This window comes from Halobaculum sp. CBA1158 (assembly GCF_021431925.1).
GTDB lineage: Archaea > Halobacteriota > Halobacteria > Halobacteriales > Haloferacaceae > Halobaculum.
The window spans coordinates 16,458-43,452 of record NZ_CP090371.1; the positions used below are offsets into that span (position 1 = coordinate 16,458).

Consider the following 26,995-nt stretch of genomic DNA (forward strand, 5'->3'; position numbering starts at 1 on the left):
ATCGCGGTCGCCACTCCCTCGGGTCGCGGCGACCGCGCTGTCTGTGGGCGGTGCAGCACGGGACCGCTCCGCCGTTGTCCGCGGTCTCGCCGGCCGGAAGCCGGCTCGACCGCGCTCGTCAAGTGGTTCCCACCCCACACCACACACAATGAGTGAATCGCAGGGGCCCCTCTCGCCGGACCGGCCCGAGGCCGAGAAGCCGCTTCGCGTCGACGCCCCGTTCGACCCCGCGGGCGACCAGCCCGACGCGATCCGCCAGTTGGTGGACGGTTTCGAGTCCGGGATGACCGAGCAGACGCTGCTCGGCGTCACCGGCTCCGGGAAGACGAACACCGTCTCGTGGGTCGTCGAGGAACTCGACACCCCGACGCTCGTGATCGCCCACAACAAGACGCTCGCGGCGCAGTTGTACGAGGAGTTCCGGAACCTCTTCCCCGACAACGCCGTCGAGTACTTCGTCTCCTACTACAACTACTACCAGCCCGAGGCGTACGTCGAACAGACGGACACCTACATCGACAAGGAGATGTCGATCAACGACGAGATCGACCGCCTCAGGCACTCCGCAACCCGCTCTCTCCTCACGCGGGACGACGTGATCGTCGTGGCGTCGGTCTCGGCCATCTACGGGCTGGGCGACCCCAATAACTACCGCGGGATGGCGCTGGAGTTGGAGGTCGGCCAGGAGATCGGCCGCGACGAACTGCTGAAGCAACTGGTCGACCTGAACTACGAGCGCAACGACGTGGACTTCCAGCAAGGGACGTTCCGCGTGCGCGGGGACACGGTCGAGGTGTTCCCGATGTACGGCCGCCACGCCGTCCGGATCGAGCTGTGGGGCGACGAGATCGACCGCATGCGTAAGGTCGACGTGGTCGACGGCGAGGTCGTGAGCGACGAACCCGCCGCGCTGATCCACCCCGCGGAACACTACTCGCTCCCCGAGGAGCAGATCGACCAGGCGGTCTCGGAGATCGAGGAGCTGATGGAGCAGCGCGTCTCGTACTTCGAGCGCCAGGGCGACCTCGTCGCCGCCCAGCGAATCGAGGAGCGCACCACCTTCGACATTGAGATGCTCCAGGAGACGGGCTACTGCTCGGGCATCGAGAACTACTCCGTCCACCTCTCGGACCGCGAGTCCGGCGACGCACCCTACACCCTGCTGGACTATTTCCCCGACGACTTCCTCACGGTGATCGACGAGTCCCACCAGACGCTCCCTCAGATCAAAGGACAGTACGAGGGCGACAAGTCGCGCAAGGACTCGCTTGTCGGCAACGGATTCCGCCTGCCGACGGCGTACGACAACCGCCCGCTCACCTTCGAGGAGTTCGAGGAGAAGACCGACCGCCGTCTGTACGTCTCGGCCACCCCCGCGGACTACGAGCGCGAGCGCTCCGAGCAGATCGTCGAGCAGATCGTCCGCCCCACCCACCTCGTCGACCCCGAGGTGACCGTCGAGCCCGCGCAGGGACAGGTGGACGACCTGATGGACCGCATCGACGACCGCATCGAGCGCGGCGAGCGCACCCTCGTCACCACCCTCACCAAGCGGATGGCCGAGGACCTCACCGAGTACCTCGAGGAGGCCGGCGTCGAGGTCGCGTACATGCACGACGAGACCGACACCCTGGAGCGCCACGAGATCATCCGCTCGCTCCGGCTGGGGGAGATCGACGTGCTCGTCGGCATCAACCTCCTCCGGGAGGGACTGGACATCCCCGAGGTCTCCCTCGTCGCGATCCTCGACGCCGACCAGGAGGGGTTCCTCCGATCCGAGACCACCCTCGTGCAGACGATGGGTCGCGCCGCCCGGAACGTCGAAGGCGAGGTGATCCTCTATGCCGACGAGACGACGGGCGCGATGGAGGCGGCGATCGAGGAGACCAACCGCCGTCGCGAGATCCAACGCGAGTTCAACGAGGAGCACGGCTACGAGCCGCAGACGATCGACAAGGAGATCGGCGAGACGAACCTCCCCGGGTCGAAGACCGACACCTCCGGTGTCGCCGACGACGAGGTGGCCGACGAGGCGGAGGCGCAGGCGCGGATCCAGGCGCTCGAAGAGCGCATGGAGGAGGCCGCGAGCAACCTGGAGTTCGAGCTGGCGGCGGACATCCGCGACCGGATTCAGGACCTCCGCCGAGAGTTCGACGTTGACCCCGAGGAGGTCGGGATCGAGCCGCCGGGCGAGGACACCGACGGGATCGATCCGGGCCCCGGCGCTGAGTTCTAGCGAGGTGGAGCGAAGCGAGACCTCGGAAGACGGCGGCGAACTTGCGGGCGAGCCGCCCAGAAAGAGAGCGAGGTGGAGCGAAGCGAGACCTCGGAAAACGGCGTTCACAAATCGCGACGCGATTTGTGAGCTCACGAGACCGCCGGTCTCGTGAACGGCGAGGTCCGTTCGTCGTTCGCGTATCCGGGGCCCTCCGATCGGCCCCGTATCAGTCGTCGGCCGCAGTCGCGCCGTCGCCCGCGTCGCCGCCGGCGTCCTCGGCCGCGCGCTCGTGGAGCCCCCGTCCCGTGGAGTAGCGGAAGTAGCCGACCAACCCGACGGCGGCGACGACGTTCGACGCCGTGATCGCCCAGAACGGTCCGAGCGCTCCCCAGCCGAGCACGTACGCGCCGACCGCGGCGACCGGGACGCGGACCGCCCAGTACTGCAGCATCGTCGAGTACATGCTCACGTCGGTCCGACCCGCGCCGTTGAAGCCCGCCTCGACCGTCCAGATCGCGCCCAGCGCCCAGTAGCCGAACGCGAGGATCTGGAGGTACGCGACCGTCAGCGTCAGCGCCTCGCCCCCAATCCCGGGGACGAACGCCGTCGCGATGAGCTCCGGGACGAGGTACTGGACGATCCCCAGCGAGCCGAGGCCGACGGTCCCGACGCCGACGCCGAGCCACGTCGCGCGCGTCGCGCGGTCGGGGCGGTCCGCGCCGAGGTTCTGGCCCACGAGGGTCGTCCCCGCCGAGCCGATGGCGGCCGCCGGGACGAACACGACCGTCGCGATGCGCGCGCCGACGGTGTAGGCGGTCAGCGCGGCCGCGCCGCCGGCGAACGAGACGATCGCGACGACGATCAGCCGGGCGACCTGCCGGGCGGCCGACTGGCCCGCCTTCGGCGCGCCGACCTCGACCAGCTCCCGGAACTCGTCGAGGTCGAGGCCGGCGGCGTCGAGGTGGAAGGTGAAGCCGCGACGCGAGGACAGCGCCGCCGCGATCATCACGAGCGCGCCGACGCCGAAGCCGACCGCCGTCGCGTAGGCGGCCCCGGCGATCCCCGAGCCGGCGTAGCCGGTCGCGGCGTACAGCGACGACTCGAGACCCCCGAGTCCGAGCATTCCGAACAGGGGATTGTCGACGAAGCCGAAGATGAGGATCGGGTCGAGCCCGACGCTGATACCGATCGACAGGAGGTTCACGAACAGCGGCGTGCGCGAGTCGCCCGCGCCGATGAAGCCGTACTCGAACACGTCGCTGACGGCGGAGACGGTGTATGCGATCGCCATCGTCGCGAGGTAGACGGCTCCGAGGGCGACGACCTCGGGTCCGGGGTCGAACAGCGACGTGAGCTGTCGCCCGAAGACGCCGGTGATCGCGACCATCGCCAGCATCACAGCGACGGCGGCGACCAGCGCGTGGAACACCGCCCGGCTGGCCCCTCGCTCGTCCCCCTCGCCGACGCGCTGGGAGACGAGGACGTGCTCGCCGGTGAACACGCCGCCGGTGACCGCCGTCATCAGCCCGATCAGCGGCGCGACGAGCCCGACGGCCGCGACGGCCTCGCCGCTGAGGCGACCGAGCCAGAGCACGTCGACGACGCTCTGGGCGACCACCGCGAGCTGCTGGGCCACGATGGGGATCGACAGGAACGCCAGCGCCCGTCCCAGCCGCCCCTCGGTGATCTCTTCGGTCGACACGTCCAACATTCGTGAATCTATTCTCCGGTATTTCCGATACAAAAAATAGCTATCGGTACAATATTCTATCACGATCGGCGTGTTGTTTTTTCCCCGCGGACCGTCGCCGTCACGACATACCGTACTCTTTTGCCCTCGGCACCGGAGATCCGCGTATGAGTAGTCGGCGGCGCAAGCCCGACTGGCTGAAGATGCGGCCGCCTTCCGGCCAGCGATTCGCCGAGATCAAGTCCACGCTCCGCGAGCACGACCTCCACACGGTGTGTGAGGAGGCCAACTGTCCCAACCTCGGGGAGTGCTGGTCAGGAGGCGGCGATGCTCCCCCGAACGCGGAGGCGGCGGACGCCGCCGACGCGAACGAGAGCGGTCCCGGTCCCGGCACCGGCCCGGGCACGGCGACGTTCATGCTGATGGGCGACCGCTGCTCGCGCGGGTGCAACTTCTGCGACGTGGAGACCGGCGGGATGGAGCCGCTTGACACCGACGAACCGGCGAACGTCGCGAGCGCGGTCGCCGAGATCGGCCTCGATTACGTCGTGCTCACCTCCGTCGACCGCGACGACCTCGCCGACGGCGGCTCCCGGCACTTCGCGGAGACGATCCGCGCGATCAAACGGCGCGACCCCTCGATCCTCGTCGAGGTGCTCATCCCCGACTTCGGCGGCGACCCCGACGCGATCGATCGGATCGTCGACGCCGGCCCGGACGTGATCGCCCACAACATCGAGACGGTCGAGCGCCTCCAGTGGCCCGTCCGCGACCGCCGGGCGGGCTACGGACAGACGCTCGACGTGCTCGAACGGGTGGACCGCGAGTCCGACATCCACACGAAGACGAGCGTCATGCTCGGCCTCGGCGAGTACGACCACGAGGTGTACCGCACCCTCCGTGACCTGCGGAGCGTCGGCGTCGACATCGTCACGCTCGGACAGTACCTCCAGCCGTCGCGCTCGCACCTGGACGTGTTCGAGTACGTCCACCCCGACGCCTTCGACACTTGGGCGCGCGTCGCCGAGGAGGAACTGGGCTTCCTCTACTGCGCCTCCGGCCCGATGGTCCGCTCCTCGTACAAGGCGGGCGAACTCTTCGTCGAGGCGCTCGTTCGCGAGGGGACGAGCGTCGAGGCGGCCCGCGAGGCCGCCCGCGCCGCCGACTGATCCCGTCTCCATCATCGATTGTCACAGATTCCCGCCGCTTCCCAGCAGTTTTCGTCGTCGCTGTCGGCCTCACCCAGTAGAACTGGACGAACGTCCGTTTCACCTCCGCATCGTCGAACGGCTTGAGAATCGGTGGCAGTATTTCTGTCCACAGTAAACTATTTACGAAAACACTATCACGCGGGGCGGACAGCGTTCGGGTATGCGAAGGTGGGTACCGTGAGCACGCTCGAGCGCGACCCCCGCGACGGCATGGTGCAGGTCCTGGACGAGGACGGGGGCGTCGTCGGCGACGTGCCGGACCTCTCCGAGGAGGAGTTCGTCGCGATGTACCGTCACATGAAACTCGCCCGCCACTTCGACGAGCGGGCGGTGTCTCTCCAGCGACAGGGGCGGATGGGGACGTACCCGCCGCTGTCCGGCCAGGAGGGAGCGCAGGTCGGCTCCGCGATGGCGCTGGCCGAGGACGACTGGATGATCCCCTCCTACCGCGAACACGGCGCGGCGATGGTTCGCGGGCTCTCGCTGGAACAGACGCTGCTGTACTGGATGGGCGACGAGCGCGGGAGCCTCGTCCCAGAGGAGGCGAACGTCTTCACGCCCGCCGTGCCGATCGCCAGCCAGATCCCCCACGCGACGGGGATGGCCTGGGCGGACAAGCTGCAGGGCGACGGCGAGACCGACACCGCCTTCATCTGCTACTTCGGCGACGGGGCGACCAGCGAGGGCGACTTCCACGAGGGATTGAACTTCGCGGGCGTGTTCGACACGCCGACGGTGTTCTTCTGCAACAACAACCAGTGGGCCATCTCGGTTCCCAGGGAGCGCCAGACGAACAGCGAGACGCTGGCGCAGAAGGCCGTCGCCTACGGCTTCGAGGGCGTCCAGATCGACGGAATGGACCCGCTGGCGGTGTACAAGGCGACGACGGAGGCGCTGGAGAAGGCGAGGAATCCCGGCGAGGGCGAGCGCCGCCCGACGCTGATCGAGGCGGTCCAGTACCGCTTCGGCGCGCACACCACCGCCGACGACCCCAGCGTCTACCGCGAGGAGGACGAGGTGGAGAAGTGGAAGGCGAAGGACCCGATCCCCCGCCTGGAGGAGTTCCTCCGGAACCAGGGGATCCTCGACGACGAGCGCGTCGCCGAGGTAGAGGAGTCCGTCCGCGAGGCGGTCGCCAACGCCATCGACGCCGCCGAGTCGACGGTGCGGCCCGACCCCGGATCGATGTTCGATCACGTGTTCGCCGAGCAGTCCCCCGAACTGCGGCGGCAGGCCGAGGAGTTCGCACAGCTTCGCGAGGAGTACGGCGACGAGGCGTTCCTGGAGGAGTGACATGAGCAGTCAAGAACAAGATCAAGCCACGCAGAACCTGACGCTGGTACAGTCGGTCCGCGACGCGCTCGCGACCGAGATGGAGTCGGACGACGACGTGCTCGTGATGGGCGAGGACGTCGGCAAAAACGGCGGCGTCTTCCGCGCCACCGAGGGCCTGTACGACGAGTTCGGCGAGGACCGCGTCATCGACACTCCGCTGGCGGAGTCGGGCATCATCGGCACGGCGGTCGGCATGGCCGCGATGGGGCTGAAGCCGGTGCCGGAGATCCAGTTCTCCGGGTTCATGTACCCCGGGTTCGACCAGATCGTGAGCCACATGGCCCGCCTGCGCACTCGGTCGCGGAGCCGGTACACGCTGCCGATGGTGCTCCGTGCGCCGTACGGCGGGGGCATCCGCGCGCCAGAACACCACTCCGAGTCGAAGGAGGCGTTCTACGCCCACGAGGCCGGGCTGAAGGTGGTGATGCCCTCGACGCCGTACGACACGAAGGGCCTGCTCATCTCGGCGATCCGCGACCCGGACCCGGTGATCTTCCTGGAGCCGAAGCTCATCTACCGCGCCTTCCGAGGCGAGGTACCCGAAGACGACTACGAGGTGCCGATCGGCGAGGCGACGACCCGCCGCGAGGGGTCGGACGTGTCCGTGTTCACCTACGGCGCGATGACGCGCCCCTCGCTCGAGGCGGCCGAGGAGCTTGCCGAGGAGGGGATCGACGCGGAGGTCGTCGACCTCAGAACGGTCTCGCCGATGGACCGCGAGGCCATCGTCGAGTCGTTCAAGAAGACCGGTCGCGCGTGCGTCGTCCACGAGGCTCCGAGGACAGGCGGGCTCGCCGGCGAGATAACCGCCACGCTCCAGGAGGAGGCGCTGCTGTACCAGGAGGCTCCGATACAGCGCGTGACGGGCTACGACGTGCCGTATCCGCTGTACGCCCTGGAGGACTACTACATGCCGAACGCGGCGCGAGTCGCCGACGGTATCAAGGAGGCCGTGGACTTCTGACCATGGCCGAGAAGGAGTTCAAACTCCCCGACGTCGGCGAGGGCGTCGCAGAGGGGGAGCTCGTCAACTGGCTGGTCGACCCCGGCGACACCGTCACCGAGGACCAGCCGGTCGCCGAGGTCGAGACGGACAAGGCGCTCGTGGAGGTCCCGTCCCCGTACAACGGGACGGTGAAGCAACTGCACGTCGAGGAGGGCCAGATGGTCCCCGTCGGCGACGTGATCGTCACTTACGAGGTCGCGGACGAGGAGGGCGAGGCCGGGAGCGACGGGACGGCCGAGGAATCCACCGACGAGTCCGCGGAAGCGACGGGATCGGCCGCCGCTGAGACCGCCGAGACCGCCGAGGCTGGAGACGACGCGGATGACTCGGCCGACGCGGCCGACACGAGCGCCGCCGGCGACGCTGCCGACGACGCCGACGAGACGCCGGCACCGTCGTCGGGTCGCGTGTTCGCGCCGCCCTCGGCCCGCCGGGCCGCACGCGAACTCGGCGTCGACATCGCCGCCGTCGAGGGGAGCGGTCCAGGCGGGCGCGTCACCGAGGGCGACGTGCGCGCCCACGTCGAGTCCGACGGCGCGCCCGATACGGGTGCCGCCGGCGACGCCGACGGAGGCGACTCCTCCGGGCCGAAGCCGGTCGACATCGACGGCAAGCGGTCGGCAGTCTCTCGAAAGAACGGCGACGGCGAGGCCGCCGGAGCCGACGCGTCCGCGTCGGCAGCGTCGTCCGTCGAGGCGGCGGGTCGCGACCGGACGCTCGCGGTGCCGGCGACGCGCAAGGCCGCCGAGGAGGCGGGCGTCGACATCGACGACGTGCCGACCGACGAGACGCGCGACGGCGAGGCGTTCGTCTCGACCGAGCAGGTGCAGCAGTACGCGCAGGCCGTGAAAGAGGCGAAGGCCGCCGAGGCGGCGGCCGAGTCCGCGACGGCCGGCGGCGACGGGGCGACCGCGACCGCTGAGGGCGGCGACGGCGAGGCGGCCCCGTCTGCCGCGTCCGCCTCCCGGGAGCCGGAGACGGTCCCGTACCGCGGCGTCCGCCGCACCATCGGCACCCAGATGGCGGAGTCGAAGTACACGGCCCCGCACGTCAGCCACCACGACACGGCCGTCGTCGACGACCTCGTCGACACCCGCGCGGAGCTGAAAGCGCGCGCCGCCGAGCGCGACGTGAAGCTGACGTACATGCCGTTCGTGATGAAGGCGATCGTGGCCGGACTCAAGCAGTTCCCGTACCTCAACTCCGAGCTTCGCGAGGACGACGAGGAGATCCTCCTCAAGAAGGAGTACAACGTCGGCATCGCGGTCGCGACCGACGCGGGGCTGATGGTCCCCGTGGTCGAGGACGTCGACGAGAAGGGGCTGCTGCGGATCGCCGAGGAGGTGAACGACCTGGCCGCCCGCGCCCGCGACCGGAAGCTCGCCCGCGAGGAGATGCAGGGCGGCACCTTCACGATCACCAACTTCGGCGCGGTCGGCGGCGAGTACGCCACCCCGATCATCAACTACCCCGAGACGGCGATCATGGGACTGGGCGCGATCGACGAGCGACCGGTCGCCGAGGACGGCGAGGTGCGGGCGGCCCACACGCTGCCGCTGTCGCTGTCGATCGACCACCGCGTCATCGACGGCGCGGAGGCGGGGCGGTTCACGAACTTCGTGATGGAGCGGCTGGAGAACCCCGAGCTGTTGCTGCTGGAGTAGCCGGACCGCGCGGCGGGTCGTCCGCCACGACTCGCAGCCGGGTTCCGATCCACGCAACTTTTGCGCCCCCACGGAGACGCCACCTCCAACAGCCATGTCCGACCTCGTCACCGTCACCGACATCCGGCGGGCCCGCGAGCGATTCGACCCGGAGATCGTTCGCGAGACGCCGGTCGAGCGCTCGCGGTCGCTCTCGGAGATGAGCGGCGCGGACGTGCGCCTCAAGATGGAACACCTCCAGCGCACCGGCTCGTTCAAGACCCGCGGTGCGTCGAACAAGATCCACGAGCTCGTCGCGGGCGGCGCGAGCCGGTCGGACGCGGGCGACGCCGAGCGCGTCGTCGCCGCGAGCGCCGGCAACCACGCCCAGGGGGTCGCGCTGGCGGCCACGAACGCCGGGATCCCCTCGACGGTCGTCATGCCCGAGGACGCCCCGCAGGCGAAGGTCGACGCCACCCGCGGCTACGGCGCGGAGGTCGTCCTCCGCGGCCGGGAGTTCCAGGTCGCGGTCGCCCACGCCCGCGACCTGGCCGACGAGCCCGGAGCCGTCTTCGTTCACGCCTACGACGACCCTGCGATCGTCGCCGGCCAGGGTACGCTCGGCCTCGAAATTGCCGAACAGGTGCCGGATCTCGACACCGTGATCGTGCCCATCGGCGGGGGCGGCCTCATCGGGGGAGTCGCCACCGCCCTCGCGGCGGTCGCCCCCGAGGTGCGCGTCGTCGGCGTGCAGGCCGATGACGCCGCGACCGTGCCCGAGAGCCTCGACAAGGGCGAACCCGTCGACCGCGAGGAGACCCGCACCATCGCCGACGGCATCGCGACCGGCGGCGTCGCCGACCTCACCTACGACCTCATCGAGCGCCATGTCGACGAGGTGGTCACCGTCAGCGACGACGAGATCGCCCACGCCATCCTCACGCTCCTGGGGCGCGCCAAGCAACTGGTCGAGGGCGCGGGCGCGGCCTCGGTCGCCGGCCTCCTGTCTGGTCGCGTCGACGTGACCGACGAGACGGTCGTCCCGCTGCTGTGCGGCGGCAACATCGACATGTCGATGCTCGACACCGTGCTCGAACACGCGATGACCGACCGCGACCAACTGCTGCGCCTGCGCGTCCGCATCGAGGACGAGCCCGGTGAGCTGTCGACGCTGTCGACGGTCCTCGCCGACCGCGGCGCGAACGTCCGTCACGTCCGCCACGACCGCGCCGTCGGGGAGCTCCGCGTCGGCGAGGCGTACCTCACCTTCGAGGTGAACACGTCCGGACGCGAACACGCCACCCAGCTCATCGACGCGATCGACGAGCGCGGCTACGAGGTAACCCGGATAAACTGACACGTCTCGTGCCGCGGTGACAACTCTCCACGCGCCGATCGTGGGAACCGTCCGCACTCCAGTCGAAACGAAGGGGTACTCGCGTCGGAGTCTGACGACTTTCGGCATATACGAAACGATTCAGCCGTTGACCGTTGTCTGACGGACGTCTGCTTTCAGACGGACGAACGGCTCTCGCTCGACCGACACATGTCAGATTAAAACTAGTATCGATCGACCGAAACGGGTCCCGGGGGATCGCCTCGACTGGAGGAGAGTTCTCGGCGAACGACGCGTCTACCGGCGGGTGGCCGTCCCCCGAGGGTTCGTCCGTTCGCTTCGCTCACTCCGCGCCGCTCGCGCTCACGGCTCGCTTCGCTCGCCGTTCACGTATCGAGGCCTCGCTCACTACGTCCGCTCGGCCTCGCCCATTTCGTGGGCGGTTCGGGCGAGACGGTCTCACTCCGTTCGACCGCCTCCACCTCACCGCCGACTATCCGAGCCCTCGCTCACTACGTTCGCTCGGCCTCGCCTGCCCGATGTTCGGAGATGATCTCGTCGACCATCGCCTCCGTCTGCTCGCGCTCGCGCTCGGCGGCGCGGCGTTCCCAGTCGTCGATCACGTCCTCCACGTCGCTCTCGCGGGCGACTGCGAGTTCGTCGACCTCCTGGATCGCCACGTCGTCGGCGGGACCGACGGGGATCTCGTGGTCGAACAGCACCTCTCGGGCGACGTCGGAGAGCCCGCCCGTCCGCAACACGACGCGGGGCTCGGTCTCGGCGAGGCGTTCGGCGGTCGCCTGCCCGGCTCCGGAGGCGTCACGGAGGTACACCACGTCGCCGGCGGCGAGTCCGTACTGCTCGTCGGCCCGGCGGATCGCCCGCTTGGTGAACTGATCGACGGTCTTCACGGACACGAGGTCTCGGCCCTTCGAGACCTCCGCGAAGTCGTCGTGGTCGAGCTTCCACAGCGTCTTGAGCCGCGCGAGCTTCTCCTCGAGTTCCTCGACGGTCTCCTCGGCCTCGTCGCGCTCGCGCTCCAGTCGGTCGTTCTCCCGGCGAATCCGGGTGACCTCGCGGTCGCGGCGGGCCTCCATGCGCTCCTCGCGGCGGGCGTCCGACAGCTCCGTCTCCAGTTCGTCGATCCTGTCGTCCTTCCGCTCGATCGTCTCCTTCAGGTCCGCGACGTGCTCGTCGAGCCGCTCGACCTGCTCCTCCAGGTCGCGGATCCGCTTTTCCTCGTCGGTGAGTTCGCGCGGCTCGGGTCCCGACTCCTCGTCGTCCTCGCCGTCGTCGTCCCGCAGGTCCGACAGCGCCCCCTCGACTGACTGCTCGTCGGCGACGACCCTGGCGATCACCTCCGCGCGGTCGACGCCGGCGGGGATCTGCCGACCGATGCGCTCGAACTGGTCGGCGTGGTCGTCGACCGCGAACAGCGCCGCGGCCAGCGCGTCGCGCTCGTGGTCGTTGTCGTACGCCTCCTCGCGGGTCCTGTGGAGCTTCTCGTCGATCGGGAGGTCCGACTCGGGCGTCCAGCCGGCGGCGTCGAAGCTCCGACGGAACGTCTCGACCGTCTCGGGCATCGGCGTCACGTCGGCGGCGACGATGACCGGTCGCCCGCGCTCGATCAGCCACTCGATCACCGCGGCGGTGTCGGCGGTCCTGGTGGAGAACACGTCGAAGACGGTGCCGTCGAGCCCCACGACGGCGGCGGCGGTGGTCGTCCCCGGGTCGATCCCGACGACGACGCGGTCGCGGCGCTTCACCAGCGGCTCGAACTCGATCCCGTCGCGTCGCTCGCGGTCGATCTCGACGCGGGTGTCTCCCCCGCGACCCGCGCTTACCGGAATGTCCTGGGGGCGTGCCTCCACGGAGAAGACGGCGTTCTGGTAGCCGCCGTACTTCTCCGTGATGTCGACCTCGTAGTCGAGCCCCGCGTCGTCCAGTTCGGACTCGACCTCGCGAGCGCGGCGCTTCACGTTCCCGTGGATCCGGCGGGTGTAGCGGTCCTGGCTCCAGCCGCCCTTGCCCGTCGAGCGACCCCTGGACACCTTCACGGTCGTCGTGTTCGTGAAAGCGGACACCTCGTAGCCGACGTTCGCGGCCGCGAGGCGGGCGCTGGCCTCCGCCTCCTTCATCGGCTTCTTGCCGTACGGGACGCCGTGGCGGGCGGCGACTCGTGAGAGCGGCTCGGGTCGCTCGTCTCCGGTCACCTGCACCAGCGCCGTGCCGTGGGGGAGCGCGCGGAGGAATCGCACGAGCGCGTCCTTGTCGGCCGCGAGTTCGTAGGCGTTGTCGGTGGCGACGATGGCGGGCTCCTCGTCCTCGATGCGCCGGCGGAGCTTCCGGTGTGAGACCACGTCCCGCTCGAACGACTCGCCGTCGAAGACGACGAGCGCGTAAGAGGGCGCGTCGCCCCGGATGTCACCGCTTTGGATGTCGACTCCGAACACGAGGGAGTCGAGCGCGCTCGTCCGGGCGTTCACGAACCGGCATTGGCGGTTGACGGTGAAAAACTCCGCGCCGGGACCGTCGTGTCACCGATCCGCACGCGCCGCTCGCTGGAGACGGCGAGAGTCGTCGACCGCGGCTCGAATCGCCGCTTCGAGCCGTTGGAACGTCCCCGATCGTCCCTTTTCGACGTACGCGTCGGCGACCGTCCACGCCGCGTCCGCGAGTGCCCACGGCGGCGCGCCCGTCGCGAGTACGACTGGCGCGCGCAGGCCGAGCCACGCCGCCCGACGGATCGCCGACTCGCCACCGACGCCAGGATCGATCACCACGCAGTCGGGCGGCCGCCTGGTCGCATCCGTCGGCGCGTCGCCGGCGTCGGCCACCGCTTCGACGGCCATCGCTTCACGTCCCAACAGCGCCGTCGCGGCCGACCGGAAGCTGTCGTTCGGATCGACCAGCAGGACCCCGATCCGGTCACAGTCGGGAGCGGGCACTTCCCGGGCGGATCTCTCCCGCGTCGCCGTGTCCTCCGACGTGATTGCGGCCATCGTCTGTCCGTTCGGCCTCGCTCGCTTAACGGATGCTATGACCCGAGTGTACCGGTGGATACGGCTACGTATCGCTCGGGGGTCCGCTGATGACAGATCGGTGGACAGGGTCTCCGCGGGTCGGTCCCGGCGTCAGCCGGCCGCTGAACGCTCACTCGTCGTCGGCGTCGGGGAACGGGACCTCGATCTCCTCGCCGTCGTCGGGCAGGAACGCCTCGCCGTCGAACGCCTCCGCGGCCTCCCGCTCCAGTTCGTGCGCCCGGCCGGCGTACCGCGAGGAGAGGTGCGTGAGCGCGAGTCGCTTCGCCTCGGCGCGGTCGGCGACCTCGGCGGCCTCTCGCGCCGTCGAGTGGGCGGTCTTGCGCGCGCGGTCGACCGCCTCGTGGAGGAACGTCGCATCGTGGACGAGTAGGTCGGCGTTCTCGGCGGCCTCGACGGTCGCCTCCACCGGGCGGGTGTCGCCGGTGTAGACGACCCGGCGGCCGGGCCGCGGCGGGCCGACGACCTCCTCCGGGTCGACGACGCGCCCGTCGTCCAACTCGATCGTCTCCCCCGCGTGGAGCCTCCCGTACGCCGGCCCGGGCGGGATCCCCAGTTCCGCTTCGGCCTTCTCGCGGTCGAACCGGCCCTTGCGGTCGGCCTCGACGAGCGCGTAGCCGACCGAGGAGGTGCGGTGGTTCGTCTCGAAGGCCCGAACCTCGTACTCCTCGCGGTCGAGCGCGACCGCGCCGGGGCGGACCTCGCGGACGGTGACCGGAAACCCGGGGTCGTGGCCGACCGCGTGCACCAGTTCCGTGAGGTGGCGTTTCGAACCGGGCGGGCCGTGGATCGCCAGCGGCTCCTCTCGGTCGTTGAAATCGAGGCTCTGGACGAGCCCGGGGATGCCGAGCACGTGGTCGCCGTGGAGGTGCGAGACGAACAGGTGCGAGAGTCCGAAGCCGGTCCCGAAGCGCATCATCTGCCGCTGGGTGCCCTCCCCGCAGTCGAACAGGAACTCGTCGCCCTCGCGGTTCAGGTGGACCGCGCTGGGGGCGCGCGACACCGTCGGCACCGCGCCGCTCGTGCCGAGGAAGGTGACCCGGATCATACGCGGGAGTGACGGGGCCGACGGTGAAACGCTGTCGAAGCGCCTCCGACCGCGGCCGCGATACCGCCCCCGAACCCCTGGGTCGACTCCCCCCGAGGACGACCGCGTCGATCGCGACTGAATCCGACGCCGTCTCGGGATTAATCCGGATGAATCCCGCTTTGCGGCCGGTTCGGTATATGCCGACGCGGTTCGTGTGATCGGGTGTAATGTCACGACACACGACGGGATGGGCGGCCGTTGCGGCGGCCCTGATGCTCGTCCTCGCCGGCTGCGCCGGCGGCGTCCCCGGGGGCTCCTCCGGAACGGACGCCGGCACCGCCGGCGGCGACGACGGGGGAACTGTGAACTTCTACATCAGCGACCAGCAGAACGCGATCGACCAGTTCGAGCACCTGAACGTCACGATCACCGAGGTCACGCTCGTCAGAGCCGACGACGGTGACGGCGAAGACGCCGACGGCGACGCAGAGACCGACGAGCCGACCGAGACGACTGAGCCGACCGAGACGACTGAGCCGACTGAGACGGTAACCACCGCGTCGACCGAGACGCCCGAGTCCGACGACGACGAAGGCGAGCAGGTCACCTACGAGGTCGACAACGTGACCGTCGACCTGACCGAGTTGCAGGGCGCGAACGCCTCGCGGCTGGGCTCGATCCCCGCCCCGAACGGCACGTACACGAAGGTGTTCGTCGAGATCGACGCGGTCGAGGGCACCCTCACCGACGGCTCCTCGGCGGACGTGAAGCTGCCGTCGAACAAGCTCCGACTGAACACGGAGTTCACCGTCGGAAACGGCGAGGAGGTCGACTTCGTGTTCGACGTGACCGTGTTCGAGCGCGGGAACCAGGGGTACATCCTGCGCCCCGTCGCCGGCGAGTCCGGCACGGGTGACGACGTCGAAATCCGCGACGTGGACGACCGTGACGACCGCGGCGACGACCGCGGGAACGCGGGCGACCGCGGCAACGACGACGAGAGCGAGACGGACGACGACGAGAGCGAGACGGACGACGGCGACAGCGCGTCCGACTCCGGTCAGTCGTCGATGAACTTCTACCTCAGCGACGAGGAGAACGCCATGGGAGACTTCGCCCACCTCAACGTCACCGTGACGAAGGTCGGGCTGCGGACCGCCGGCAACGACACCGGCTGGGTCGAGAAGGACGTCGACGACCGCACGGTCGACCTGACGACGCTGCCGGGCGCGAACGCGACGAGGCTCGGCACCTTCGGCGTCGAGAACGGCACGTACACGAAGGTGTTCGTCTACGTCGACGGCATCGACGCGACGCTGGAGAACGGCGACTCGGCGAACGTGAAGCTGCCGTCGAACAAGCTCCAACTGAACACGGAGTTCACCGTCGGCGACGGCGAGGAGGTCGACTTCGTCTACGACATGTCCGTGTTCAAAGCCGGCAACTCGGGCAAGTACATCCTCAAGCCGGTCGTGAGCGAATCCGGCACGGCCGACCAGGTCGACATCGAGGACGTCGACGAGAACGCGGACGAGGACGCGGAGGGCGCTGACGACGACGCTGACGACGCCGCTGACGACGCCGCCGACGAACCGGGCCTGAACGCCTCGTTCGTCGGGAACGTCACCGCCGGCGAGAACGCGACCGTCGAGGTGACGCGCAACGGCTCGGCCGTCGGGAACGCGACCGTCGAGGTCGTCCAAGAGGTCGACAGCGAGGAGTCGACCGGGACGTACAGCACAGACGCGGACGGAACGGTCACGTTCCCGGTCGACGCCAACGCGACCGAGTTGACCGTCGAGGTGAACGCCGACGGCGACGAGGCAGAGTTGGAGCGTGAGTTCGAGTCGACCGGCGGCGACGAGGCCGACGACGAGGACGACTCCGCGGCGCTGCGCGCCCCCGCAGTCTGACCGGCGATCCTCGATCAACGATCGGGCAGTACGGCAACGATTGCGCCGGGTTTCGCCGGCTTTCACCGACTGGGAACTGGGTCTCGCTTATACCGGGATGGCCGTCCAATTCGCATCTGTGAGGTGAGACCCATGGCATACTCGGAAACCAACCCGCTGGCCGAGGACTTCGGCTTCGACGTCGGTGGACCGCTCGCCGCGTACTGGATCGCCCTGCTCCGTGTCATCACGGGCTGGTGGTTCTTCCACGCGGGCGTGACGAAGCTCATCGAGGACGGCCTGAGCTTCACGTACGGCACGACGTACATGCAGGGGATGACCGGCACGGCCCTGGGCCCGATTCCGGTGTGGATGGGCAACAACCTCGCGTGGCTCATCGAGCCGGGGGTCCCCCTGTTCGAGACGCTCATCGGACTGGCGCTCATCGCCGGCGCGTTCGTCCGGCTTGCGGCCTTCGGCGGGGTCGTCTTCATGACCCTGTTCTGGGTCGGCAACGCCGGCTTCGGGAACGGCCTCGTCAACAGCGACCTGATGGGGCTGCTCCTGTTCGCCACGATGATGGTGTTCGCGGCCGGCCGCTACTACGGCCTCGACGCCGTCATCGAGCGCCTCGACGTGGTGAACCGCTACCCCAGACTCCGCTACCTGCTCGGTTAACGAGGTGAACACGAATGCAAGAATTCGACATCGTCGACACGATCGCGACGGGCTTCGCCGCGGCCCTGATGCTGCTGGGCATCGTCGGCCTCGGCGTCGTGGAACTGCTCGCGGGACGGCCGTACAGCCCCGTCCCGCTCACCAACGAGGCGGGCGACGTGATCGCGACGCCCGCGGTCGACCCGACGCTCCGGACCGGGCTGGTCCTGCTCGGCCTCGCGGTGCTTTTCGCGTGGGGCCTCTACCGGGCCACCGTGACTCCGGGAGCCCCCGACCGGACGCCTCGCGAGGTCACGGCCGACTGAGGGTCGCGGCCGACCGACGGTCGCGGCCACGGCCAACTGAGGGTCACGGCCGACCGGGGTTGCGTCAGTCAGATCGGCTCCGATCGAACGGCGAGCACGCGCCGACCACGCGTCGATAACGCATCGACCGTGCGGCACCACCGACCCGCCTGGCGGGTCGCAGTCGCTGTCTTCGCCCCGTTTCGTTTCGTTCCGTTCCGTTTTGTTCCGGTTCGGCTCGCTTCGCTCTCGCCGCGAGCGTCGGGATCCGTGCGAGCGACAACGGCAGGGTTCAAGCCCGCCCGCCCGCTACCGTCCGGTAATGGACGGCCCGCTGTGGACGGACACGCACGCCCCCGCGCTCGCGGACCTCCCGCAGGAGGACGTGCGCGAGCGGCTCTCGCGGGCGGTGGACGAGCCGATGAACCTCGTGGTGCAGGGCCCGCCGGGGTCGGGTAAGACCGCCGCCGTGCGCGCGCTCGCCGGGGCGGCCCACGACGACCCGGACAACGACCTCATCGAGGTCAACGTCGCGGACTTCTTCGGCCGCAGCAAAAAGGAGATCCGCGAGGACCCACGCTTCGCCTCGTTCCTCGAGGGCCGGAGTCGGATGGCGAAACGCGACATGATCAACCGCGTGCTCAAGGAGTCGGCGGCGAACGCGCCGATGTCTGGCACGTACAAGACGGTCCTGCTCGACAACGCCGAGGCGATCCGCGAGGACTTCCAGCAGGCGCTGCGGCGCGTGATGGAGCAGTACCACCGCACGACGCAGTTCGTCGTCGCGACGCGCCAGCCGGCGAAGCTCATCCCGCCGATCCGATCGCGGTGTTTCCCGGTGCCGGTGCGCGCGCCGACGACCGACGAGACGATCGAGGTCCTCCGGGGGATCTGCGAGGCCGAGGGCGTCGAGCACGACCACGACGGCCTGGAGTTCGTCGCCAGCGCCGCCGGCGGCGACCTTCGGCAGGCCGTTCTCTCCGCACAGACCACGGCCGTCGAGCACGACGAGGTGACGATGAACGCCGCCTACGAGACGCTCGGCGAGGTCGGCACCGACGAGGAGGTCCTCTCGGCGCTGGAGGCGGCCCAGGCGGGGCAACTGAAGGACGCCCGCTCGACGCTCGACGACCTGCTCCACGACGACGGCTACGAGGGGGGCGACCTGCTCCGTGAGGTGCTGCGCGTCGCGCGCTCGAAGTCCGACGCCTCGCCCGAGTCGGTCGCCCGGCTCCACGCGCTGGCGGGCGAGGTCGACCTCGACCTCGTCGACGGGAGCGACGACCGGATCCACCTCACGCACCTGCTCGCGGCGTGGGGCGCGCGGCGGACGACGACCGAGACGACCCTTCACGACCCTGTGGACGCGTGACTCGTACCCCCACCCCCGCGCCGATCGGACTCCCGAATCCCCTTCCCGACCTCGCCCCCGGCAGCGCCCGCCGCGTGGCCGTCCCGGTCGCGCTCGCTGTGCCGTTCCTGTTCCTCGTGCCGCCGCTCGGACTGGCGCTGCTGGCGCTGGGAGCGTTCTCCGCGTACTTCTACCGCGACCCCGACCGCACCCCCGCGGGCGAGGGGATCGTCGCGCCCGCCGACGGCCACGTCTCTGTGATCCGCGAGGACGGCGACCGCGTCCGCGTCGGCGTGTTCATGAGCCCCGTCGACGTGCACGTCTGCCGCGCTCCGGCCGACGGGACCGTGACGCGGCTCGATCACCGCGGGGCGGCCCACCGACCGGCGTTCGCCAAGGGGTCCGAGCGCAACGAGCGGTTCGAGTACGCGCTCCGCGCCGTCGACGGCGAGGGCGACGCGAGCACGACGGCCGATCGCGCCGGCGATGTCGACCGCACCGGCGCGGAGACGACGGCCGCCCGGGACGGCGACCCGGCCGCCGACGCGACCGCCGTCGTCGACGGCGCGCTCATCGCGGGGTGGTTCGCCCGCCGCATCACCCCCTACGTTTCGCGTGGAGACCGGCTCGACCGCGGCGACCGACTCGGCTACATCGCGTTCGGGTCGCGCGCCGACGTGGTGCTCCCGCCGGCGTACGACCCCGAGAGCGTCCGCGTGAGCGTCGGCGAGGCGGTTCGAGCCGGCGAGTCGGTGATCGCGCGCCGCGAGTGAGGCGGTCGCGGAAACGACGCCGGCGACCCACCGGCGACCCACCGGCGACTCCACACCCCGTCCGCGTTCACTTTCACTCCGCACTCCCGCGGGACCGTCCCGCTTATCCGCGCCAGCGACCCACTCGCGTCCATGCCGGGCAACCCGAAGGGCGACCGCCGGGAGCGCGAACTCGTCAACAGGCTCGACGAGGCCGGCTTCGCGGTGATGCGCGCGCCCGCCAGCGGCTCCTCCACCGACCGCGAACTGCCGGACGTGCTCGCGGGCGACGCCAGCGCCTTCTACGCCGTCGAGGCGAAGTCCTCCTCGGGCGACCCGATCTACCTCCGGGGCGAGGAGGTGGAGGCGCTCATCTACTTCGCGCGCAACTTCGGCGCGTCGCCGAAGATCGGCGTCCGCTTCGACCGCGAGGACTGGTACTTCTTCCACCCCGGGGACCTGTACGTCACCGACGGCGGAAACTACCGAGTGAAAAAGGAGACCGCCGTCGCCGACGGCGAGACGATCGACGACCTGCTGGCCGCCGGCGACGACACGGAGTCGGACACCAGCGTCGCGGAGGTGCTCACCGCCGTCGAGCAGGGCGTGCTCTCGGCCGAGGAGGCCGAGGAGATGCTGTAACCGTATCCCGAATCGGTCGGCGTCCGTCTCAAAGCCCGATCACGGGAACGGACGGTCGCTCTGCGGGATCGAGTCGCCGCAGCCGCGAGGCGGGGAAGCCGTACGTCCGCCGGCCGGACACGTCGAGCGGGCCGGGACTGGCGAGCGCGTTGCCGACGTACACCGCCTCGACCACGGGCTCGTGGTCGCCGTAGTCGGCGTTCGTCTCGTACCCGCTGATCGGCCGGCCCTCGTCGGTCTCGTATTCGTCGGCGCGTTCGGTCGTGACGCCCGTGGCGACGAGGAGCTTGTCGGCCTCGCTGTCGCGGACGAACGACCCGATCGCGGGGCGGTGTTCGCCACAGAGGAACGCGCCCGTCTCCCGAACGGGGACGAACACGCCGTCGCCGCAGACGGCGCAGGCGGCGACGCGCTCGCCGGGGGCGGGAACGCGACCGATCCCGACCTCCATGTCGACGCGCCGGAGGTGCTTACACCGCTGGCCCCGGATCGCGTGGTCCGGACAGGTGCAGGCGTCGCTCGCGAGGTCGACGACGTAGGAGCCGCCCTCGGTGTCGACGAGGTAGCGGTCGTCGTCCCGGAGGGGGTACACCGCCATCGGCTCGGTGCGCGCGCGCCCCGTCCTGGCGTCGGCACCGCCGGTAGTCGTCCCGCCGGGATCGGGACCCGACTGGCGGTCGGACGCGTCGTCGTCGAAGAGGGCGGTTCTGGCGCGCTCGCGGGAGTCGAGCGTCCGGAGTCGCTCGTCGGACGCCGCGGTCTCGTCGTCGGAACGGGCCGTTCGATCGCGTGTGAGCGTGGGAGTCATGTGATCGATGAAAGTAGAGTCCGGAAGAACCTAAGCCCTCTCCCGGCCGGGTCGAGCGTGCTCGGACCCGCCCCCGACGTTCGTCGCCGCCGGCTCTTCGTCGCCGCTGGCCCTTCGTCACCGTCGCCCCTTCGTCGCCGCTGGCCGCGTCGGCGACGTATCGGCCGCTCGGGGTCGCTTCGAAGCCCTTTTGCCGGGTCCACGGGAACGCCGGTGCATGGAACTCGACGCCGAGATGCGCCGAAAGATCGCCGTCTCCACCGGCGCTGTCGTCGTCTTCATCGCCCTCCTGATCGCCATCGGCACCCGGTTTTCGACGGGGCACAACCTCTCGGTTCCGGGGGCGTACTACATCGTCGGCATCATCGCTCTGTTCGTTCTGCTGATGGCCGGGGCCGGCGTCTACCTCGACGACTAGACGACGCTCGAACTCTCCTGCGCTTCTCGGTCGCGGACGGGCGTCGCGCTCACGCCTCCGCGTCGCCGCTGGCTCCGCGGCCGCTGTCGGTCCCGTCTCCGTCGCCGGCGCGGTCGCGCCAGTCGACCACGTCGTCGGCCTGGCGGAGCTGTCTGCTGTAATACTCCATGGGGTGCGGGGCGACGCTGCGGTGGTTGTCCTCGTTGTCGCAGATCCCGTACTCGCCGAGCGTCCGGCACGACGGCGGGGGGTACTGCGCGCCCGACTCGTCTCTCAGGTACGCGAAGCGGTCGGCGACGAGGTCGGGACCGAGCGACGTGAGCGCGACGACCTCGTCGCTCTCGAGGTTGAGCCCGGCGAGAAACGCCAGAAGCGAGAACAGCTCCCGGGAGTCGAGGTCGTCGCCGGCCTGGGCGCGACCCAGCAGCTTCGCGATACACGGCGGGAAGTGCTCGGGCGCGACAACTTCCAGGTCGGCGCGGACGCTCCGGTCGGCGAGGAGGTCGCGCAGGTCGCTTATTTCGGCTTCCAGTTCCGCGGCGAGGTCGTCGCCGACGCCCTCGAACGGGAGGCCGTCGGCGACGCGGTCGCGAACGGCCTCCCGGAGCAGGCGGTACAGCTCCTCGCGCTCGGCGCGGACCTCGCCGTCGGCGAGGTCGCGGTTGACGAGACGCCAGTCGTCGCCCCACTCGGGGTCGACGTACGAGAGGTACGCGCCCACGCCGAGCCAGAGCCACTTCCCCTCGGGCTGGCCCGGCTTGGGTGCTTCCGCCCGGACGGCCCCGTCGAGGTCGAACTCCCGGAGGAGCGCGTCGCGGTCGACGGCGGCGGGGTCGGGGCGGGCGTCGCCGGAGCGCTCGCGGTCGAGGTCCTCGGTGAAGCGGCGGTAGGCGGTGCGGGCCTCCGCGTCGGCGTACTTCTCGACGGCGGCGTGGGAGTCGAGCAGCGAGACGAGGATCCGCGCGATGGGGTACGAGAGGAGCTCGTCGCGGGCGTCCCACTCGACGGGGTCGTCGGCCTCGACTGTGCCCTCGGTGAGCGCGCGCTCGACCCGCTCGCGCCCCCGGTCGACGGCGGGGTCGCCGTCGGCGACGAGGGCGGCGAGGTCGACGCCCGACTCGCGGACGGCCTCGCGGGCCGTCGCGAAGAAGGGGTAGCGGGCGTGGCGCGGCTCCATGATCGCGTGTTCGTGGTGGTGGCTGGTGGTTAAGCGCGACGGTCTGATCCGTACTCGGCTCGCTCCGTCGCGGACGCGGTTCGTTCGCCTCGCTCGCTCCGCTACGATGCTTGTTTCCTCCCGCCTCACGAGCGCGTCCTCGGGAGGGCAACCCATCCCGAGTTCACGGCCGTCGCCGCGAACGGCCCGTTTCGTTCCCGCCCACCGCGACCGCACCGCGGGCCTCGCCCACCCCAGCCGACTCACTCGTCGCTCACTTCGTTCGCTCCTCGTTCGCCCCTCGCGCGCGGCGACCGCGCACACGGCGCGGTCGGCCGCGCGCCGGTCTCGGTGGGTCGTGCACGCCGTGCGAACGGGTGCTTTCGAACCGCTCGTGTCGGTGCCGACGACGGACCCAGTACCGAACGACGCAACGACGGGTCGAACTACTCCGCCTCGAACCCCTCCTCCCACCGGAACGTTCCATTCCGCTGCACCACGTCGCCGTCGACCAGCATCCGCGAGTCCTCGGACACGTCCGTGATCATGTCGACGTGGACCGCCGAGTCGTTGCCCGACTCGCCCTCTGGGAGGCAGGCGTCGTACGCGCGCCCCAGCGCCAGGTGGATCGTATCGCCCATCTTCTCGTCGAAGAGGATCGAGTCGGTGAAGCGGTCGATGCCGCGGTTCATCCCGATCCCGAGTTCGCCGAGTCGGCGCGCGCCCTCGTCGGTGTCGAGCACGTCCGCGATCGCCTCCTCGCCCTGCTCGGCGGCGAAGTCGACGACCTCGCCGTCCTCGAAGGTGAGCGAGACGTCCTGCACGCGCCGGGCGTCGATGGTCATCGGCACGTCGAAGAACACCTCGCCGTCGGTCGCGTGCGGCGCGGTGAACACCTCGCCCGAGGGGAGGTTGTGGGAGTCGTACGCGACCGACGCCGCGGAGTTGACCGCCGTCCGATCCTCGATGGACATCGTGAGGTCCGTCCGTTCCGTCTCGATCCGAACTTCGCTGCCGGCGTCGAGGACCTCCTTCATGTTCGCCATCTCGTCGGCCAGCGCCTCCCAGTCGCGGAGAACGGCGTCGTACACGAAGTCCCGATACTCCTCGTAGGCCATGCCGGCCTGCTGGGCGAGGGACCTGGTCGGATGTACCGTCGAGACCCAGTCGGTGTCCATCCGCGCCTCGCGCGTCGCCGTGGTCGCTTTGCGGGAGCGCTGCCGGCGGTCGCCGTCGACGTCCGCCAGCGCCGTGGTGTTGCGACCGCCGCCGATGCGGAGGTACACGTCAGCCGCCTCAAGCATCGCCAGTTCCGGCTCGCTGTGGGCGAACTCGCGGCCGTCGTCGCCGGCGCGGAGGAACGCCCGGCCGACCTCGCTGGACCCGTACGTCGTCAGCAGCGTCGCGTCGCGCTTCCCCACCTCCGCGGCCACCGCGACCGCCAGGTCGTGGGCCCCCTCGGCGACGTCCATCACGACCTGATCGCCCGCCTCGACGCGGGCGCTCCAGTCGACGAGTACCTCTGCGTGCTCGCGCACTCGGTCGTCCATGCCGGCGACTGCGGCGGGCGGGCGCGTAAGTGCGACGCTTTCGGGCGTCCGATCGACCCGCTCGCCGACGCCCTCGAACGGGAGGCCGTCGGCGGCGCTGTCGGTCGCGACGCCCGCGCACATCGCAACGCCTACGCCGCACCTCGCCGACGCGCCGGTATGAGCATGGAGATCGGCGTTATCGGGCTCGGACGGATGGGTGCCATCGTCGTCGACAGGGTCCTGGCGGCGGGACACGACGTGGTCGCGTTCGACCTCGACGCGGAGGCGACCGCGGCGGCCGCGGAGGCGGGCGCGGAGCCGGCCGACTCCGTCGCGGACCTGTACGACCGACTGGCTGGCGACGAAGGGGGAGATGGCGAGGGCGACGACGACGGTGCCCGCATCTGGCTGATGGTGCCCGCCGGCGACCCGGTTGACGCCACGCTCGACGAACTGGAACCGCACCTCGACGGCGACGACGTGGTCGTCGACGGCGGCAACTCCCACTTCGAGGACTCTACCCGCCGGGCGGCGGCGACCGACGCCGCCTACCTCGACTGCGGCACCTCCGGCGGCCCCGCCGGGGCGGAGCTGGGCTTCTCGCTGATGGTCGGCGGCCCCGAGTGGGCCTACGAGAGCATGACGCCGGTGTTCGACGCCGTCGCCACAGGTCCCGCCGGCCACGACCGCATGGGGCCGGCCGGCTCCGGGCACTACGTGAAGATGATTCACAACGGCGTGGAGTACGCCCTGATGCAGGCCTACGGCGAGGGCTTCGAGCTGCTCCATCGCGGTCGCTACGACCTGGACCTGGAGGCCGTCGCGCGCACGTGGAACAACGGCGCGGTCATCCGCTCGTGGCTGCTCGAACTCTGTGAGGAGGCGTTCCGCGAGGAGGGCAACGATCTGGGCGACGTGGCCGACCGCATCGAGGGCGGATCGACCGGCACGTGGACCGTGCAGGAGGCGCTCGAACAGGAGGTGCCCGTGCCTCTCATCTACCAGGCGCTGGCCGAGCGCTTCGACTCCCGCGAGGAGCGGTTCGGTCGCCGGCTCGCGAGTCGGCTCCGGTACGGCTTCGGTCGCCACGAGGTCCCCCGGACCGGGGAGTAGCGTACCCGCTTCCCGTTCCCCGGTCCGCGGCGGTCCGCCACGGACTTCACGGAGCCGCGACAACGGCCGCGCATGGTCTCCGAATCCACACGGCGGCTGGTCGCCGTCGCCCTCCTCGCGCTCGCGGTCGGTGCGGTGGTCGGTCCCTCGGTGAACGCGCTCCCCGGTTTCTCCGATCACACGGGTCCCGAAGAACTGCGCGTCACCGAGTTCGAACGCCTCGATTCCGGCTGCGCCGAGGACGTGGCGACGTACGCCAGCAGCTCCTTCGACGCCGGCAACTACTCGCGCGTCACGTTCATCGAGACCGCCGACACCGACGCGAACCTCTCGGCGTGGACCGAACGCACGTCGCCTGCGGGAACGGACCTCAGCACCTTCCGCGTTCACGTCGAGTCGCGCCACGAGGGCTCGACGAACGTCACCTGCGACACCGGGGTCGTGTATCGAATCACGGTGACGCCCGACGGCGGGAGCCCCGAGGGACTGATCCCCGACGCGCACGGCACGCGGATCCAGTGGATGGAGAACGGCGCGTACGCCGGCTGTTCGGGATCGTACACCAGCCCCCTCGACGGACGGTGTCCCGGCGCGACCGACCCGGCCGCCGACCGGGCGTGGGCGAACGCCTCCGTGAACTGATCGGGATCGGCACGGCCGTGACGGTTCTCGCCCGGCTCCGGGCCGAACACGGCCGCGAGCTTCCGTGGCCGGTCTCGGGCCGAACACGTTCGCCGTCGGCGACTCCACCGCCCCGACGACGGCGAACGATCACAACCCTTGTTACCCCCCGCTCCATAGCGCGAGCATATGGTAGACCCCGTGGCAGTCGGGTTCGGCGCGGGCCTCGTGTTGGTCTTCGTCGCCCTGCACTTCGCCCGCGGCACCGGCTGGGAGGCCACCGCGGACATCTCAGAGGAGGTGATCGAGCACCGCGCCTCCACCGTACCCGAGACGGACTTCCCCGAACCGGGGAGCCGCGCGATCGGCGGCGGGAGCGCCCCCGCCGGCGCGGTCGCGGCCGGGGAGGAGGGCGAACTGGCGGAGGGCGAGGCCGTCGAGGACGACGCCGGTCCCGGCGACATCCCGGAGGACGAGATCGAGTACTTCGAGGTCGAGTTCGCCAAGGAGGGCGAGACGATCGAACTCGCGAACGACGAGACCGTGCTCGACCAGGGCGAGGAACACGGCTGGGACCTGCCCTACGCCTGCCGGCAGGGGCAGTGCGTCTCGTGTGCCGGACAGATCACGTCCGGCGGCAACGCCGAGGACTACGTCGAACACGACAACCAGCAGATGCTCGACGACGCCGAACTCGACGAGGGGTACACGCTCACCTGCGTCGCGTACCCCCGCGCGGACTTCACGATCGAGACCGGCGAAGCGCCCTGAGGTCGGTCGCGACGCGGCACCCTTCTCCGGCGGCGCGGTGACGTTCGGATGTCGGCGAGCGACGGCTTCTCCACGGACCGACGGTCGGCTGTGACGGTTCCGAAGGCTTATTCGCCGGGCCGCGATACGAGGCTGTGAGGGCGGCTAGTTCAGCGGACAGAACGCTTGGTTCCGGACCAAGAGGTCGGGGGTTCAAATCCCTCGTCGCCCGCTATCTCTCGCGGCACCCCGTGACGAACGGCACGAACGTGGTGAGTGTCGTGAGGAACCGTGCCGCGTGTGTCGCTTCTGCAAGAGGGATTTGAACGACGGACCGAGCGAGCGGCAGCGAGCGACGTTCAGGTGGTTCAGATCCCTCGTCGCCCGGTGCAAGGTCGAACGAAGTGAGACCTCGACCGTGAACGGGGAGCGAAGCGACCCGTGAGCGGTCCGGCACGCGACGCGGCGGACGGGCGAAGGGGATACCG

General features: G+C 70.1%; 23 protein-coding genes and 1 tRNA gene. 17 read left to right on the forward strand and 7 right to left on the reverse strand.

The genetic code is table 11. From position 1 onward, the window contains the following. Nucleotides 1–148: 148 nt before the first annotated feature. A complete protein-coding gene (gene uvrB, locus Hbl1158_RS00075; protein ID WP_234298058.1) occupies nucleotides 149–2,236 on the forward strand; it encodes an excinuclease ABC subunit UvrB in 2,088 nt (695 codons plus the stop codon). Nucleotides 2,237–2,444: 208 nt separating this feature from the next. Here the strand turns inward: uvrB and Hbl1158_RS00080 are convergent, their stop codons facing one another. Further along, on the reverse strand, nucleotides 2,445–3,929 hold the full coding sequence (locus Hbl1158_RS00080; protein ID WP_234298059.1) for an MATE family efflux transporter: 1,485 nt from the start codon (nucleotides 3,927–3,929) through the stop codon (nucleotides 2,445–2,447). Between the two features lie 146 nt (nucleotides 3,930–4,075). Here Hbl1158_RS00080 and lipA point away from each other — a divergent pair, with 146 nt between their 5' ends. The 5 genes from lipA to ilvA all read left to right on the forward strand — a co-directional run bounded on the left by lipA (nucleotide 4,076) and on the right by ilvA (nucleotide 10,460). Continuing rightward, entirely contained in the window at nucleotides 4,076–5,077 is a 1,002-nt protein-coding gene (gene lipA, locus Hbl1158_RS00085; RefSeq protein WP_234298060.1) for a lipoyl synthase, read from the forward strand. 219 nt (nucleotides 5,078–5,296) lie between these two features. Further along, nucleotides 5,297–6,412, forward strand: a complete 1,116-nt coding sequence (gene pdhA / locus Hbl1158_RS00090) for a pyruvate dehydrogenase (acetyl-transferring) E1 component subunit alpha (RefSeq protein ID WP_234298061.1) — start codon at nucleotides 5,297–5,299, stop codon at nucleotides 6,410–6,412. A 1-nt stretch (nucleotide 6,413) separates the two neighbouring features. Further along, nucleotides 6,414–7,418 (forward strand): alpha-ketoacid dehydrogenase subunit beta, encoded by a 1,005-nt coding sequence (locus Hbl1158_RS00095; protein WP_234298062.1) that lies wholly within the window; start codon nucleotides 6,414–6,416, stop codon nucleotides 7,416–7,418. A gap of 2 nt (nucleotides 7,419–7,420) precedes the next feature. Then, the gene (locus tag Hbl1158_RS00100) at nucleotides 7,421–9,124 is read left to right on the forward strand and encodes a dihydrolipoamide acetyltransferase family protein (RefSeq protein ID WP_234298063.1); all 1,704 of its coding nucleotides are present in this window, start codon (nucleotides 7,421–7,423) and stop codon (nucleotides 9,122–9,124) included. 94 nt (nucleotides 9,125–9,218) lie between these two features. Further along, entirely contained in the window at nucleotides 9,219–10,460 is a 1,242-nt protein-coding gene (gene ilvA, locus Hbl1158_RS00105; protein ID WP_234298064.1) for a threonine ammonia-lyase, read from the forward strand. A 491-nt stretch (nucleotides 10,461–10,951) separates the two neighbouring features. On the opposite strand, the gene Hbl1158_RS00110 is transcribed toward ilvA, so the two are convergent. The 3 genes from Hbl1158_RS00110 to rnz form a co-directional block, all read right to left on the reverse strand. Further along, nucleotides 10,952–12,925 carry a DUF460 domain-containing protein gene (locus Hbl1158_RS00110; protein WP_234298065.1) on the reverse strand — a complete coding sequence of 658 codons (1,974 nt, stop codon included), beginning with the start codon at nucleotides 12,923–12,925 and terminating at the stop codon, nucleotides 10,952–10,954. A 51-nt stretch (nucleotides 12,926–12,976) separates the two neighbouring features. After that, nucleotides 12,977–13,441, reverse strand: coding sequence for a hypothetical protein (locus Hbl1158_RS00115; RefSeq protein ID WP_234298066.1), 465 nt, complete (start codon nucleotides 13,439–13,441; stop codon nucleotides 12,977–12,979). Between the two features lie 151 nt (nucleotides 13,442–13,592). Then, a complete protein-coding gene (gene rnz, locus Hbl1158_RS00120; RefSeq protein ID WP_234298067.1) occupies nucleotides 13,593–14,528 on the reverse strand; it encodes a ribonuclease Z in 936 nt (311 codons plus the stop codon). 209 nt (nucleotides 14,529–14,737) lie between these two features. Here rnz and Hbl1158_RS00125 point away from each other — a divergent pair, with 209 nt between their 5' ends. From Hbl1158_RS00125 to hjc, 6 genes are all read left to right on the forward strand, one after another. Then, nucleotides 14,738–16,423 carry a DUF4382 domain-containing protein gene (locus tag Hbl1158_RS00125; RefSeq protein ID WP_234298068.1) on the forward strand — a complete coding sequence of 562 codons (1,686 nt, stop codon included), beginning with the start codon at nucleotides 14,738–14,740 and terminating at the stop codon, nucleotides 16,421–16,423. Between the two features lie 132 nt (nucleotides 16,424–16,555). Next, on the forward strand, nucleotides 16,556–17,080 hold the full coding sequence (locus tag Hbl1158_RS00130) for a DoxX family protein (RefSeq protein ID WP_234298069.1): 525 nt from the start codon (nucleotides 16,556–16,558) through the stop codon (nucleotides 17,078–17,080). Between the two features lie 14 nt (nucleotides 17,081–17,094). After that, nucleotides 17,095–17,385: a hypothetical protein gene (locus Hbl1158_RS00135; protein ID WP_234298070.1), complete on the forward strand. Its 291-nt coding sequence runs from the start codon at nucleotides 17,095–17,097 to the stop codon at nucleotides 17,383–17,385. A gap of 301 nt (nucleotides 17,386–17,686) precedes the next feature. Beyond that, a complete protein-coding gene (locus tag Hbl1158_RS00140) occupies nucleotides 17,687–18,736 on the forward strand; it encodes an AAA family ATPase (protein WP_234298071.1) in 1,050 nt (349 codons plus the stop codon). Then, on the forward strand, nucleotides 18,733–19,488 hold the full coding sequence (locus tag Hbl1158_RS00145) for a protein sorting system archaetidylserine decarboxylase (protein WP_234298072.1): 756 nt from the start codon (nucleotides 18,733–18,735) through the stop codon (nucleotides 19,486–19,488). Before Hbl1158_RS00140 ends, Hbl1158_RS00145 begins: the two co-directional genes overlap by 4 nt. A 132-nt stretch (nucleotides 19,489–19,620) precedes the next feature. Continuing rightward, on the forward strand, nucleotides 19,621–20,109 hold the full coding sequence (gene hjc, locus Hbl1158_RS00150) for a Holliday junction resolvase Hjc (RefSeq protein ID WP_234298073.1): 489 nt from the start codon (nucleotides 19,621–19,623) through the stop codon (nucleotides 20,107–20,109). Nucleotides 20,110–20,137: 28 nt separating this feature from the next. Here hjc and Hbl1158_RS00155 read toward each other — a convergent pair whose 3' ends face one another. Next, the gene (locus Hbl1158_RS00155; RefSeq protein ID WP_234298074.1) at nucleotides 20,138–20,917 is read right to left on the reverse strand and encodes an SWIM zinc finger family protein; all 780 of its coding nucleotides are present in this window, start codon (nucleotides 20,915–20,917) and stop codon (nucleotides 20,138–20,140) included. A 217-nt stretch (nucleotides 20,918–21,134) separates the two neighbouring features. Between Hbl1158_RS00155 and Hbl1158_RS00160 the strand changes: the two genes are divergently transcribed. Then, nucleotides 21,135–21,335: a hypothetical protein gene (locus tag Hbl1158_RS00160; protein WP_234298075.1), complete on the forward strand. Its 201-nt coding sequence runs from the start codon at nucleotides 21,135–21,137 to the stop codon at nucleotides 21,333–21,335. 49 nt (nucleotides 21,336–21,384) lie between these two features. On the opposite strand, the gene Hbl1158_RS00165 is transcribed toward Hbl1158_RS00160, so the two are convergent. Beyond that, complete coding sequence (locus tag Hbl1158_RS00165) at nucleotides 21,385–22,512, reverse strand: DNA primase (RefSeq protein WP_234298076.1); 1,128 nt, start codon at nucleotides 22,510–22,512, stop codon at nucleotides 21,385–21,387. A gap of 425 nt (nucleotides 22,513–22,937) precedes the next feature. Next, nucleotides 22,938–24,041 carry an aminopeptidase gene (locus tag Hbl1158_RS00170; protein WP_234299552.1) on the reverse strand — a complete coding sequence of 368 codons (1,104 nt, stop codon included), beginning with the start codon at nucleotides 24,039–24,041 and terminating at the stop codon, nucleotides 22,938–22,940. Between the two features lie 165 nt (nucleotides 24,042–24,206). Here Hbl1158_RS00170 and Hbl1158_RS00175 point away from each other — a divergent pair, with 165 nt between their 5' ends. The 4 genes from Hbl1158_RS00175 (at nucleotide 24,207) to Hbl1158_RS00190 (ending at nucleotide 26,739) form a co-directional block, all read left to right on the forward strand. Continuing rightward, entirely contained in the window at nucleotides 24,207–25,136 is a 930-nt protein-coding gene (locus Hbl1158_RS00175) for an NADP-dependent phosphogluconate dehydrogenase (RefSeq protein ID WP_234299553.1), read from the forward strand. 72 nt (nucleotides 25,137–25,208) lie between these two features. Continuing rightward, nucleotides 25,209–25,778, forward strand: a complete 570-nt coding sequence (locus Hbl1158_RS00180) for a hypothetical protein (protein ID WP_234298077.1) — start codon at nucleotides 25,209–25,211, stop codon at nucleotides 25,776–25,778. A 168-nt stretch (nucleotides 25,779–25,946) separates the two neighbouring features. Beyond that, nucleotides 25,947–26,528: a 2Fe-2S iron-sulfur cluster-binding protein gene (locus Hbl1158_RS17240; RefSeq protein WP_303647428.1), complete on the forward strand. Its 582-nt coding sequence runs from the start codon at nucleotides 25,947–25,949 to the stop codon at nucleotides 26,526–26,528. Between the two features lie 138 nt (nucleotides 26,529–26,666). Beyond that, nucleotides 26,667–26,739 (forward strand) — tRNA-Arg (locus Hbl1158_RS00190). The last annotated feature ends 256 nt before the right edge of the window (nucleotides 26,740–26,995 follow it).